Genomic DNA, 12,304 nt, shown 5'->3' with positions numbered 1-12,304 from the left:
GCTCCAACAATCATGTTCACTTGGAGATAGCCATGCGCCTCCCCGCGCCGACACCGCCCGATGGCCCCGGTGCGCCCACTTGGGAGTCTGCCGTCGACTTCCTGCACGCGCTGACAGGGGTCACCGGTATCAACGAACGGCGCTACCTAGCCTGGGACGACTTCCGGTTCCGCCCGGTCCCCGACACGTACACCCACGAGCAGTGGTGGTCCGTTATCCGCTTTCGGCGGCGAGATTCCGCGCGGCATCTCGATCTCCTCCGCACGTCGAATGACCGTGCATTCAGCTACGTGCTAGCCGACGAGGTCTTGGAAGCGGTCGACCGGATCACGCGCACAGCGAGCGGTCAGATCGGCGTGGAAGATGACATCGCCAATCCCTCCACGCGCAATCGATACGTTGTCAGCTCACTGATCGAAGAAGCGATCACCTCCAGCCAACTCGAGGGGGCAACGACCTCGCGGCGGGTCGCGAAGGATCTCCTGAAGAGCGGCAGAGCCCCCCGCGACCGCAGCGAACGGATGATCCTCAACAACTACCGAGCGATGCAGTACGTCGGTGAGCATCGCCACGAAAAGATCACGCCCGAGCGTGTCTTCGAGCTCCACCGCTTGGTCACCGCAGGGACGTTGGATAACCCCAACGCTGCCGGGCGCTTGCAGACGTTGGACGACGATCGCGTCTCCGTCTGGTCACACGACGGCTTGCTTCTGCATTCCCCCCCGCCTGCCGAGGAGCTCTCGGAACGCCTAGCGCGTCTGTGCCGCTTCGCCAACGGAGAGCACGACGGCGCCTACATTCCGCCGGTGCTGCGCGCCCTCGCAGTGCACTTCATGTTCGGGTACGACCACTACTTCGAGGACGGCAACGGGCGGACCGCACGGGCCGCGTTCTACTGGGTGATGCTGCGCGAAGGGTTCTGGTTGACCGAGTTCATCACCGTCTCCAGGCTCTTGAAGAGGGCCCCCAGCAAGTATGCGCGGTCGTATCTGCTCACCGAGCTCGATGACGGGGATCTGACCCACTTCTTCATCTACCACTTGGGGATCATCAGCCGCGCTATTCAAGGCCTACACGACTACCTGGACATGAAGACCCGCGAAATGTCGCAGCTGAAGGCCGTCGTCTCGGACCGCCACGCCGAGTTCAACCACCGCCAGTTGGCTCTCCTCGAGCACGCACTCCGCCATCCCGACACGGCCTACACGGTCCACTCGCATTCCATGAGTCACCATGTCTCCGGGGAGACAGCCCGCAAAGACATGACGGACCTGGCCAAGCGCGGACTCCTCACACAACAACGACGGGGAAAGCACTTCGCCTGGCGGCCGGCCCCCGACCTCGCCGATCAGTTGCGAGCCGACACAGACTGAGATCACCCCTTGAGGTCGGGGAAGTCCTCGTCGCGGTACTCACCGTCCAGGCGGCTGCCCTCGACCTCGTTCTCGCGCTGGCGCAGCTCGACTCGGCGGATCTTGCCCGAGATGGTCTTCGGCAGTTCGTAGAACTCAAGGCGGCGTACGCGCAGGTAGGGCGCCAGGTGCTCCCGCGCGTAGTGCAGGATCGACTTGGCCGTCTCCGCAGTCGGCTCGTGCCCGGGAACCAGGGCGACGTACGCCTTCGGGACCGCCAGCCGCACAGGGTCTGGCGCTGGCACCACGGCGGCCTCGGCGACCGCAGGGTGCTCGAGCAGCACGGACTCCAGCTCGAACGGGCTGACCTTGTAGTCCGAGGCCTTGAACACGTCATCGGTGCGCCCGACGTAGGTGATCTGGCCCTCCTCGTCACGCGAGGCGACGTCACCCGTGTGGAAGAAGCCTCCCGCCATCGCCTCGGCGTTCTTCTCCTCGTCACCCTGGTAGCCGGTCATGAGGGTGAGCGGGCCGGCACCGTCACGAACGGAGAGATCGAGGCAGATCTCTCCCTCCCCTACGCCCTCGACGACGGAACCCTCGACGGGGTCGACCAGCACGATCGGCACACCCGGCAGCGGCCGCCCCATCGAGCCCGCCTTCACCGGCTGGCCCGGCGCGTTGGCGATCGCTGCAGTCATCTCGGTCTGCCCGAAGCCGTCGCGGATCGTCAGGCCCCAGTGCCTCTCGACCTGGCTGATCACCTCCGGGTTGAGCGGTTCCCCGGCGGCGATCGCCTCGCGCAGCACACCCGGCCCGCCCGACAGGTCGGCGTTGATCAGCATCCGCCACACGGTCGGTGGAGCGCAGAACGTGGTCACCCCCTCGGTCCGGATCTGCCCGAGCAGGGCCATCGCGTCGAAGCGTGCATAGTTGTAGACGAACACGGTCGCCTCGGCCAGCCACGGCGCGAAGAAGTTCGACCATGCGTGCTTCGCCCAGCCAGGACTGGAGATGTTCAGGTGCACGTCGCCGGGCTGCAGTCCCAGCCAGTACATCGTCGACAAGTGGCCGATGGGATAGGACGTGTGGGTGTGCTCCACCAGCTTCGGTCGTGACGTCGTGCCCGAGGTGAAGTAGAGCAGCAGCCGGTCGTCACTACCGTTGCCCGGATGCTCAAGCGTTGCCACCGCACCGGCATCGCGGTCGTACGCCGCGGCGTACGACGCCCATCCTGTGGGGGCCTCGCCGACCGCAACGCGCAGGTAGGCCCCCGGCACCTCGTCGAACTTCGCCGCATCTGCTGCGTTGCAGACCACCGCCCGCGCGGCACCTCGGTCGAGCCGGTCGACCAGCTCCGCGGGCCCGACCGCCGTCGTGGTCGGCATGATCACCGCACCCAGCCGGATCAGCGCCAGCATCGACTCCCACAGCTCGACCTGGTTGCCCAGCATCACGACCACGCTGTCACCTGCCCGCACACCCAGTGCGGACAGGTGCTGCGCGACCTGTTCAGACCGTGTCACCAGCTCCCCGAACGAGTACGACGCCCGACGACCGTCCTCCTCCACGATCACCAGGCCCGGCCGGTCGTTGCCCCGCGCGTACGCGTCGAACCAGTCGTGCACGAAGTTGAACGTCGATCCGACCTCCGGCCAGGCGAACCCTGCGACCGCCTCGTCGTACGACGTGCGCAAGGAGCGGAGGCGGTCGCGTGCCTCGCGAAGTGCAGTGGTGGCGGCTCTGGTGGTGCTCATATCTTCCTCAATCTGGGGCGAAGGGGCCCAGTGCTGCACCTCCCGAGGGAGGCGCAGCACCGGGTTCGGGGCAGGGGGTCAGCGCAGCAGGCCCAACACGCCCTCAAGCAGACCGGTGACCAGCGTCAGGAGACCAGCTGGTGGCTCGTCACCAGGTGTCGGCGGCTCAGGTGCTGGTGGCTCGGGAGCTGGCGGTGCAGGCGTCGGCGGCTCAGGTGCTGGCGGTGCGGGCGTCGGCGGCGCAGGTGCCGGCGGCACAGGATCAGGCCCGGGAACTCCCGCCGGCCCGGCGGGAGGAGCCGATTCCTGAGCCCGCCCGCGCTCCGGGCTGCGGACCACGATCGACTTCTCCGCCCTCTTGTCGAGGAGAGACTCGACGTACGCCTCCCAGGCAGCCAGCCTGCGTCGCTCGACGGCCGAGAGCCGGTCGGACTGCGCCGCGGGCTCCTCGGCACCAGCGTCCTCGGCACCGGCGTCGTCCGCGCCAGCGTCGTCTGCGCCAGCGTCCCGGGCGACTGGCTGCCCGGCGGCTGCCGGTGGTTGGCTAGGCGCCTCGAAAGCACGAGCGCCGTCGATCGCCGCCGACACACCGACTGCACAGGCGACCAGCCAGGCGGAGAGCAGCAGAGCCTGACGCGACGGGACCCGGTGGGCGTCCGGCCCAGGGTTCGGTCCGGGATCACGATGCAGAGTCATCGAGATCAGCCGTTCGGACGGCGGTCGAGGCCGAGGATCCCGGGCGCCACACGCGGGACGTCGAGGACCCACTTGAGGCCGTCGTTCGGCTCGCCCTTGCACGCCAGGAGCGTGCAGCCGATGGGCGCCTCCTTGCCAATGCCCAGGTAGGAGCCGAGCGGCGCGTCGATCGGGTAGATGAACAAGTCCGGATCGAAGTCGAGGCTCGGCGTCCACTTGTAGGCCCCGGTCGGCTGGGCGATGTCGACGCCCGCCGGCATGGTGCGGACCGAGTTCATCAGGATCCGGAAGAACTTGAAGTAGCCGCCCTTGTGACGTCCCGCCAGGGCCGCGTCCGGGTCGACGTGCAGCAGACCCTCGATGGCGTCAGGTGGCACCTCGCCGCTGCGGGTCACGACCATGTCGAGGCTCGGGATGACGAATACGTGCTGCCCGTGCAGTCCCCACGAGTAGTACATGTCCCGGGGCGCCGAGGCGATCCAGGGGCGGGTCGGGCTGATCTCACGACGCGCGAAGAGCGAGAGGTTGACCTGCTTCTGACCCGGCCTACAGCTGTTGAGCCAGGTCATGTAGCCGTAGCCGCAGTTCACGCTCGCGCCCTTGCGTGAGGTCGCACCGGTGCGGAGCTCGCGCATGTAGCGGGAGTCGATGATCCGGACGCCCTGGTAGACGCCGTTGCGGAGCATCAGCTCACCGAACCGGCCGAACTCGAGCGGCCGAAGGAACAGTTGCGAGTACCCGAGCGTGTTGCCTGACCGGTCGCGCTGCCAGAAGTACGCCGACTTCGGGATGCCGAGCTTGTTGAAGAACTCGCGCTGGGCCCACTCCTGGAAGTCGAGCTTCGGGTCAAGCTTCTTCCAGATCGCTCGCTGCACGACGTAGGTGACGATCGAGGGCGTGTCCTGGTCGTACTCGTAGTAGGTGCCCGGCTTGTGCACCTGCTCGGCCGCCATGATGCCCCGCACCCGGGACATGTCGCCGACGAGGTTGAGGCCCCGCACCCAGTTCATCCGGTAGCCCGTGGTCATGTTGAGGACCTCGCGGATCGTGACCGAGCGATGCACGGCGTCGCCGAGCCCAGGCGGCAGGTACTTGCCGATCGGTTCGTCGACCGAGATCAGTCCCTGGCTCACCGCCACGCCGGCGACGAGCGCGGTCACTGTCTTGGTCTGGCTCCAGTTGAGCCGTGGGATGCGGTCGAAGACCTTGTCGAGACCACCTTCTTGGATCAGGCAGCCGTTCTTGAAGATCTTGACGGTCTCGGAGCCGGTTGAGGTCCAGTACCTGGCTGCCTTGGCGACGAGCGCCGGGTCGAGGCCGACCTCGTCGGCCCGGGCCCGGGGGTACTCGCCCGTCCGGGTCATCCGGCAGGTCTTCTGGGGTGCCGCGGCTCGCTCGGCCGCGATCGACGGCGCAGCGCCGTTCGCGCCACCGCTGAGCGGCTGGACGACAGCGAGTGCGGCCGTGCCGGTCAGCAGGGTTGCAGCAAGGACGGTGCGCGTCCGGGAGAGGTACTTCATGGGTCACTCTTCTCTGTCGTGGTCCGCCGCGACGGCGGGGGCGGTGGAGACGACGGCGACGGAGCGCCGGCTGGTCTCGGGCAGCAGCAGGGTGCAGACGAGCGAGATCGCGGCAAACACCGCGAGCATCAGTCCGACTGCGTCGCCGCCGTACTTCGGGACGAGGTCGGCCGCAAGCAGAGGCGCGGTCGCCCCGCCGAGCACCCCGGCCAGGTTGTAGGCGATCCCCGCGCCGGTGTAGCGGTACTCGGCGTCGAACAGCTCAGGGAGCAGCGCTCCTGCCGGTCCGTACGCCGTGCCGAAGATCGCCAGGGTGCCGATCAGTCCGATCGCAAAGGCGACGGTCGAATGGCTGTCGAGGATGGTGAACAGCACCAGCCCCCAGGGCAGCGCGGCGTAGCAGGCGCCTCGTACGACCTTCACGCGACCGACCCGGTCGCTGTAGATCCCGGAGAGCACGATGGAGGCTCCGAAGACGCTGCTTGAGAGCAGGCCGATCGTCAGCAGCGTGCCCCGGCTGAGGCCCATGGCGGTCGCGCCGTAGGAGGTGAGGAATGCGGTGCCGATGTAGAAGAAGGCGAACAGCATCGCGAGGGAGCCAGCCGCGATGAAGACCTCACGCCACTGCCGGCGGAAGGTCTCCACGATCGGAGCCTTCCGCTTCGTGCTCTGGACCGGGCGTTGGTCGACCACGTCCTTGAAGACGGGCGTCTCCTCGACCGCGAGGCGCACGTAGAGCCCGATCAGGACCAGCAGCGCGCTACCGAGGAAGGGCACTCGCCAGCCCCAGTCGAGGAACGCTCCGGAGGTCTCGCCGACAGCCTGGTTCACGATCAGGAAGGTGCCGCTGGAGAGCGCGAAAGCAAGGGCCGGACCAAGCTGCGGGAACGTCGCGAAGAGACCCCGGCGCCCCGGAGGCGCGTACTCCGCCGCGAGGAGCGTGGCCCCCGCCCACTCGCCGCCAACTGCGAGACCTTGCGCGATGCGGAGCACCACCAAGGCGATCGGGGCAGCGACCCCGATGCTTGCCGCCGACGGCAGGCATCCGATGAGGAAGGTCGCCACGCCCATCAGCAGCAGCGTGCTGATCAGTGTCTTCTTGCGACCGAGCCGGTCGCCGTAGTGGCCGAACAACACGGCACCGAGCGGCCGGGCACCGAAGGCGACGGCGAAGGTCGCGAACGAGGCGACCGTGCCGGCCGCCGTACCCAGGGCCGGGAAGAAGACCGTCGGGAAGACCAGAGCCGCCGCGGTTCCGTAGATGAAGAAGTCGTAGAACTCGATGGTGGTGCCAGCACAGCTGGCGAGCGCCACGCGGCGCAGTTTGGCGGTGGAGACCGCCGCCGCCTCAGGCGGTGGGGCAGGTGGGGCTTCGAGTGGGGGAGCGAGCTCGGTACTCACGGGCGTTCCTCCTCGGGACACGCTGGCGCTGACGGAGACTCACGCTAGAAATCCCGATGTGATGCCCACCACTTCCGTCGGGCACAGTTCCGTCTCGGAAGGGCAGAGTTCGCCCGCGCCCCGCCTCAGCCCAGTGTCGAGGCGCGCCCGAGCGTTGCCGACGGCAGTTCGCCGAAGCGCTGCTCGTAGGAGCGCGCGAACACCCCGTGGTTGACGTAGCCCCAGCCGGCAATGACCGACGACACGGTGGAGCCAGGGTCGGCCGCAAGCAGGTCAGCGCGGACGCCCTCCATCCGCAGGTCGCGCAGGAAGGCGATCGGAGACTGGTCGCGGTAGCGCCGGAAGGCGAGGGTGAGCGCGCGCACGCTCACCCCGACGGCGTCCGCGACCTCGGTGAGTGTGGGCGCGGCGCTGGCGTGCTCACGCATGAAGGATTCGGCCTTGACGACGTAGCGCGGCGCCGGCGCGGCCGACGGCCCGGCGACCTCGCCGCAATGGCGGCGCCACTCGGTCAGCAGGTGCACGCCGATCATCTCAGCGACCCGGGGCCCGAGGGCACCTGATTCCATCTCGTCGGGGAGCTCGGCGATTCCACGCGCCGCGTAGTCGAGCAGCGTGAGCCAGCTGGCCCCGGGGCCACCGAACTGGAAGGCCAGCTCCCACAGCCGGGGCGGGGCGCTGCTGCCGAACCATCGCACGTGCAGGTCGGCGAGGTCCTGATGGCGGAACGTGAGGTTGAGCTGGTCGTGTTCCGGCTCCGCGCTCAGCCAGTAGCGGCACCGGCTCACGTCCACGGCGAAGCTCTCCCCGGCGTCGGTGACGACGTCGCCCTGGTGGCGCACCCGGCCGGCGACCTGGGTCAGCACGATGCCGCGCCCCGACGCGGGCTCGAAGTCCTCGAGGTCGACGTGGGCGCCGTACCGGAAGCGGCTCAGCACGAAGGGGCCGACAGACGCCGTGTAGTTGGTCGACCAAGGCGTCCCGGTGCTGCTGCCGCAGACCCGGAAAGGCATGTAGACCTGGTCGGTGTTCGTGCGGATCTCGTCCCAATCACGCGACTCCAACACGAGATGCCGCTTCGTGGGTGCCCCGTCGGCATCCAGTAGCAGCGCGTCCTTAAGTGACACGTCGATCGACCCCCAGGTGGTCCTGACCTCGCGCATTTTCAGCAAGTGTGGTGCGCCTGGCAACCCACGTTCGTGGGTAGCCGCACCAACGTCTCAGAAGCGTCGAGGCTACGGCTTTTCGCGCCCGTGAGCACCGACTTTCCAGATTTAGTAGGATGTCCTACTATCGAAGTTTCTCGTGCCCTCGCGGGCCACCTCTCGATCAGTTCGCGCGGCACCAGGACGGGGTCCGTGGCGGGCGCTTTCCTGTGATCCTCCGATCGGTCAGAGCTGGCACGAACCCGAGCCACGGCCGCCTCGGCGTGGCTACGGTCCGGGCATGGACGCTCCGAACGACGAGAAGCAGATGCGACTTCGGTACGCCGGCACCTGCCGGTTGTGCGGAAGCGAGCTGCCGGCGCGCACCGAGGCGGTCTACGAACGCAGCACGAAGACGGTCCGCTGCCTGACCTGTCCGGCGAGCAATGGAGTCACTCCGCCCGCATCCGCCGAAGCAGCGACCATCGACCCCGGTGTGCCCGGCGGATCCGCACGCCGCGAGTACGAGCGCAGACAGGCGAAGCGGGAGGAGCGAATCCGCACCAAGCACCCGAGGCTCGGCGGCCTGATCCTGGCGCTCAGCGACGATCCACAGTCGACGAAGGCGTGGGACACCGGTGCCCTCGGCGAGGAGCGCCTCGGCGCCCGACTCACCGAGCTGAGCAACGAGAACCTGCGGGTGCTCCACGACAGACGGATCCCCGGCACGAAGGCCAACATCGACCACCTCGCGGTCACCCCGACCGGGGTGTACGTGATCGACGCGAAGCGTTACCGCGGCCGCCCGCACCTGAAGGTCGAGGGCGGGCTCCTTCGTCCCCGCACGGAGAAGCTGATGGTCGGCACCCGCGACCGCACCAAGCTCGTCGACGGAGTCCTCAAGCAGGTCGACCTCGTACGCCGCATCGTCGGCGACGACGTCCCCGTCACCGGCGTCCTCTGCTTCATCGAAGCAGACTGGCCCCTCCTCGGCGGCGCCTTCACCACCCGCGACGTCGACGTACTGTGGCCCAAGCGGCTCTACCCACGACTTGCTGCAGACGGTGCGTACGGCGGGGTGATCGCATCGGTGCATCAGGCTCTTGGTACGGCGCTGGCACAGGCGTGAGTTTCGGGGCTCCCTCTGGCCACGTCAATCCGGCTCCGTTCGCAGCGGTATGGCAGTCGCCTTCTTGTCCGCGCGCAGGACGTCCCCGCCGCGGGAGACTTCCCGGAGATAGGCCCATCGACACGCCAGCCGAAGCACCCGACAACGGCTCTGCGCCCTCGTCGCTTGGGCTCAGTGATCGGCCCTCATCGTCGAACATCGTCTCGGAGCGCACTTCGACGCGGGTAGTCGCAGACTTCTTCCGCGCTCGTGTCCGAGGGCGCCACCAACGGTCGCGCTCAGGGCCGCATGCAATCAAAGCTAGGTTGCGCTCATGGGGACAACGATTGCCGCAGCGGCGGCCGCAGCGACTCTTGCCTCGGCGCTCTTCATCTGGTTCCAAGTGCGGGAGATGAAGAAGCAGACGATCCTGCAACGAGAGATCGCCGCAGCTGCGGCAGCCCCCTACATTTGGGCCGATGTCCGAGTCCAAACTGCCAACGGTTGGAACTTGGAGTTTGCCATTGGAAATTCGGGCCCGACTGTCGCGCGGAACGTAGTCGTCACCGTCGACCCACCGTTCCCGCAGACGGCCACGAGGGAGGCGCGCTACGTCCAGCGTATGCACGAGCGACTTGAGCGAGGTCTGCCATCTGTCGCGCCCGGTCGCGAGTACGCCTGGACACTGGGGAACGCGGCCGATCTGGTCAACCTCCCGTCGCCGCTGGCGCACACGGTCACGATCGACTGCGTTGGTCCCGCTGGTCCGACCGCGACGTCACAGTTCACGATCGATTTCGAGAGTTTCAGGGAATCCGTGGCGCGCCACGACGGCTCACTCCGCGACATCGCCAAGGAGATCAAGGCTTCAACGGACCGGCTTGTTCAGGAGCAGAAACGGCAGCGCTCTGCGTTGGAGGCATTGACTGAACAACCTGGACCGCGGACGTTCGCAGATGTAGCTCGACGCTACGCGGTCCGAACCGATTCTGTGATCGGTGCCGTGGCCGTTCGATGGCGCCGAATCTCACATACTCGTCTCGCTAGGCCGGCTGGCGAGGGAGCCTCACAGCAGACCTTCATGCATGTGATCGCCCCTGACAAGCAACTGCACCGGCTACAGCGACGACTCGTACGGCGCGGCTTCCAAGTCGGGCCGGCACACAGGCTGGCTGGCGGGATACACGTGAGAGTTCGTACCGGCACCACCGATGAGCAGCTAGTCCGCGATCTGGTCGCGAAGGCCGCACCGGACAGCAAGTTTGGGCCTCCTGGCGCCCCAACCGTCCATCTCAGCGACTATCGGGCCGGATGCTGACAGGTCACCAGGCACTGTCATCTGCTGCACCCGATCATCTGGAGAGCACCGGTGAGGCGCGGGTGCAAAGGCACCGCGCGAACAGGGCCTCCTAGCCCACTCCGCCGCATAGAGCGCGGGCCGCGCCGAGCGTGGCCTCGGCAACAATGGCCGAGTGCTTCCCGATCTTCTTCGCTCAGGACTGAGCGTGGTCTTCTGCGGAACCGCAGTGGCGACAGCATCAGCCGAGCGCGGGCATTACTACTCGGGTAGGGGCAACCGGTTCTGGCAACTTTTGCACGAGGCTGGCTTCACCCCTATCCGTCTTGCCCCTGAAGAAGACGCCTCGCTGCCCTCATACGGCATCGGCATAACTGACCTTGTAAAGGGCATCGCCCAGAGTCACGACCGTGGGCTGGACTTTGGGGGTGCGAACGAGGTGGCTGCCCACCTCATCGCAGCTGCACCGCAGTGGGTCGCTTTCAATGGCCTGAACGCGGGTCGAGCGGCGGCTAGGCAACTCGGCGCTAGCCGACCCAAGGACGTGGTTCTTGGTGAGCAGCCTTGGGACATAGGTCCCAGTCGGGTCTTCGTCGTGCCAAACAGCAGCAGTGCACACGCCACGATGACATACGTCGACAAGCTCCGCTGGTGGACGCTCCTCCGCCAAGCGGTTCGCTAAACCCAGAACTGTGGGGCTCATCAGACGTCAGTGGCGCGAGGAACTCGGCGACGCTGCAGTTCCCTAGGACCTGAGGCGCGTCATCCCGCCGCGGGCAACACACATCCAGCCAGAGCCTCGCGGTCCTGAACACGTCAGGGACCCGCCGTTGGCTCCCCTCCGGATACAGCCAGCTCTGCCTCAAACTCGGCGATATTAGCGAGGGTCGCAGCTCGACTCTGGTGAACAACTTTGCGGCGGCGAGTCGTCAGGCGGAGAACGGCGAAGACAGCACAGCGTCGGCTTGAGTCAGGTTGATGTCGAAGTTGTCGCAGAGCAACTGCATGGCGTGCTCAATTTCCTCTGCGCCGAGGACTACGTCCAGCATGGCGTGTGGGCTGTCGAAAAGTGCAACGAAGCCGTCGTAGATCTCCAGATGCAGGCGCGCGCTCCGGAGCATCTCTACCGGCCCGTACTCCGGTTCGTCGTCCATAGCGGGAGCCTGACACGACCACACCGAGCGCGACATGACCCGAGAGAGCCACACGCGCGCAACCAAAAACGACTGGCACCCCGACCAGCGGGCGCCGTACGGTAGGCGACTCCGGCGACCGGGCCGGGCAGTGGACAGGGACAGGGCAGTGACGATCACCCAGCACGCATACCGACACCCGCGCGGTGGCGCCGGTACGCGGTTCGTGACTGCGTGCCCGGCCTATCTGCGATCCGCAGACGCACACTGACGTTGCGCTGATCGCCGCGCGCATCCCTGGGATTGCGCGCATCCTCCTGCCCTCGTGGTCCAACGGATACGACGCCGGTCTACGAAACCGGAGACGGAAGTTCGACTCTTCCCGAGGGCACTGTGACCGATGAGCAACGGCGGCTCGCCTGGTTGTGGCCCAGGTTCCCTCACGGGTGGAGCGGGTTCGACTCCCGCCGGTCACCCCACACCAAGGAAGGAAGTCATGAGCACCGCACCCAACGTCGAGTACGGCGACCCCGCACGTGCCGAACCGCCCCGAGCTGATCGCGAAGTACGGCTGGGACGTGAAGTACGGCAGCCATGCACTGCGTCTTGCCCATCAGGGTCACGAGATCGCGGCGACCGGCCACCTCACGCTGCCGCTGCCCTACGAACACCGTCAGCGGGTCCTCGCGGTGAAGCGGGGTGAAGTGTCGAAGGCGGAGGTCTCCGCCGAGATCGCTCGGCTCGAAGTCGAGGTGCGCGCGCTCCTCAACGAGGGACGTACGCCCCTGCCGGAGTACGCCGACCGCGAGGCGATCTCCAGGTGGGCGATCAGCGCCCAGCGTCGGCACTGGGGTTGGTGACCGGGTGTGGGCGAGGGGTTCTGCCCCTCGCCCAC

General features: G+C 67.2%; 11 protein-coding genes and 2 tRNA genes. 7 read left to right on the top strand and 6 right to left on the bottom strand.

Going from position 1 to position 12,304, the window contains the following annotated elements; translation table 11 throughout:
• The first annotated feature begins 32 nt into the window (after positions 1-32).
• On the top strand, positions 33-1,373 hold the full coding sequence (locus DNK54_RS12545) for a Fic family protein (RefSeq protein ID WP_110207306.1): 1,341 nt from the start codon (positions 33-35) through the stop codon (positions 1,371-1,373).
• Positions 1,374-1,375: 2 nt separating this feature from the next.
• Here the strand turns inward: DNK54_RS12545 and DNK54_RS12540 are convergent, their stop codons facing one another.
• The 5 genes from DNK54_RS12540 to DNK54_RS12525 all read right to left on the bottom strand — a co-directional run bounded on the left by DNK54_RS12540 (position 1,376) and on the right by DNK54_RS12525 (position 7,889).
• Complete coding sequence (locus DNK54_RS12540) at positions 1,376-3,109, bottom strand: AMP-binding protein (RefSeq protein WP_110207305.1); 1,734 nt, start codon at positions 3,107-3,109, stop codon at positions 1,376-1,378.
• 78 nt (positions 3,110-3,187) lie between these two features.
• Complete coding sequence (locus DNK54_RS21140; RefSeq protein ID WP_162602437.1) at positions 3,188-3,805, bottom strand: hypothetical protein; 618 nt, start codon at positions 3,803-3,805, stop codon at positions 3,188-3,190.
• Between the two features lie 5 nt (positions 3,806-3,810).
• The gene (locus DNK54_RS12535) at positions 3,811-5,325 is read right to left on the bottom strand and encodes a serine hydrolase domain-containing protein (RefSeq protein WP_110207304.1); all 1,515 of its coding nucleotides are present in this window, start codon (positions 5,323-5,325) and stop codon (positions 3,811-3,813) included.
• Between the two features lie 3 nt (positions 5,326-5,328).
• Positions 5,329-6,726 (bottom strand): MFS transporter, encoded by a 1,398-nt coding sequence (locus tag DNK54_RS12530; RefSeq protein WP_204164570.1) that lies wholly within the window; start codon positions 6,724-6,726, stop codon positions 5,329-5,331.
• Positions 6,727-6,851: 125 nt separating this feature from the next.
• The gene (locus DNK54_RS12525; protein ID WP_110207303.1) at positions 6,852-7,889 is read right to left on the bottom strand and encodes an AraC family transcriptional regulator; all 1,038 of its coding nucleotides are present in this window, start codon (positions 7,887-7,889) and stop codon (positions 6,852-6,854) included.
• A 283-nt stretch (positions 7,890-8,172) separates the two neighbouring features.
• Here DNK54_RS12525 and DNK54_RS12520 point away from each other — a divergent pair, with 283 nt between their 5' ends.
• From DNK54_RS12520 to DNK54_RS21805, 3 genes are all read left to right on the top strand, one after another.
• Positions 8,173-9,000: a nuclease-related domain-containing protein gene (locus DNK54_RS12520; RefSeq protein WP_204164569.1), complete on the top strand. Its 828-nt coding sequence runs from the start codon at positions 8,173-8,175 to the stop codon at positions 8,998-9,000.
• Positions 9,001-9,313: 313 nt separating this feature from the next.
• Positions 9,314-10,297, top strand: coding sequence for a hypothetical protein (locus DNK54_RS21135; protein WP_162602436.1), 984 nt, complete (start codon positions 9,314-9,316; stop codon positions 10,295-10,297).
• Positions 10,298-10,451: 154 nt separating this feature from the next.
• Positions 10,452-10,958: a mismatch-specific DNA-glycosylase gene (locus DNK54_RS21805; protein ID WP_110207302.1), complete on the top strand. Its 507-nt coding sequence runs from the start codon at positions 10,452-10,454 to the stop codon at positions 10,956-10,958.
• Positions 10,959-11,205: 247 nt separating this feature from the next.
• On the opposite strand, the gene DNK54_RS12510 is transcribed toward DNK54_RS21805, so the two are convergent.
• Positions 11,206-11,430, bottom strand: a complete 225-nt coding sequence (locus DNK54_RS12510; RefSeq protein WP_110207301.1) for a hypothetical protein — start codon at positions 11,428-11,430, stop codon at positions 11,206-11,208.
• A gap of 298 nt (positions 11,431-11,728) precedes the next feature.
• On the opposite strand from DNK54_RS12510, the gene DNK54_RS12505 reads away from it, so the two are divergent.
• From DNK54_RS12505 to DNK54_RS12500, 3 genes are all read left to right on the top strand, one after another.
• Positions 11,729-11,800, top strand: a tRNA-Arg gene (locus DNK54_RS12505).
• A gap of 2 nt (positions 11,801-11,802) precedes the next feature.
• A tRNA-His gene (locus tag DNK54_RS21130) sits at positions 11,803-11,888 on the top strand.
• Positions 11,889-11,945: 57 nt separating this feature from the next.
• Positions 11,946-12,269 carry a hypothetical protein gene (locus DNK54_RS12500; protein ID WP_204164568.1) on the top strand — a complete coding sequence of 108 codons (324 nt, stop codon included), beginning with the start codon at positions 11,946-11,948 and terminating at the stop codon, positions 12,267-12,269.
• Positions 12,270-12,304: the final 35 nt, after the last annotated feature.

This window comes from Nocardioides daejeonensis, from assembly GCF_003194585.1.
Lineage (GTDB): Bacteria > Actinomycetota > Actinomycetes > Propionibacteriales > Nocardioidaceae > Nocardioides > Nocardioides daejeonensis.
This window is presented reverse-complemented; position numbering and strand designations above follow the sequence as displayed.

What these genes read in the sequence shown, in the direction of transcription:
- DNK54_RS12545 (WP_110207306.1), top strand. Translation starts at nt 33, where the DNA reads ATGCGCCTCCCCGCGCCGACACCGCCCGATGGCCCCGGTGCGCCCACT.
- DNK54_RS12540 (WP_110207305.1), bottom strand. Translation starts at nt 3,109, where the DNA reads ATGAGCACCACCAGAGCCGCCACCACTGCACTTCGCGAGGCACGCGAC.
- DNK54_RS21140 (WP_162602437.1), bottom strand. Translation starts at nt 3,805, where the DNA reads ATGACTCTGCATCGTGATCCCGGACCGAACCCTGGGCCGGACGCCCAC.
- DNK54_RS12535 (WP_110207304.1), bottom strand. Translation starts at nt 5,325, where the DNA reads ATGAAGTACCTCTCCCGGACGCGCACCGTCCTTGCTGCAACCCTGCTG.
- DNK54_RS12525 (WP_110207303.1), bottom strand. Translation starts at nt 7,889, where the DNA reads ATGCGCGAGGTCAGGACCACCTGGGGGTCGATCGACGTGTCACTTAAG.
- DNK54_RS12520 (WP_204164569.1), top strand. Translation starts at nt 8,173, where the DNA reads ATGGACGCTCCGAACGACGAGAAGCAGATGCGACTTCGGTACGCCGGC.
- DNK54_RS21135 (WP_162602436.1), top strand. Translation starts at nt 9,314, where the DNA reads ATGGGGACAACGATTGCCGCAGCGGCGGCCGCAGCGACTCTTGCCTCG.
- DNK54_RS12510 (WP_110207301.1), bottom strand. Translation starts at nt 11,430, where the DNA reads ATGGACGACGAACCGGAGTACGGGCCGGTAGAGATGCTCCGGAGCGCG.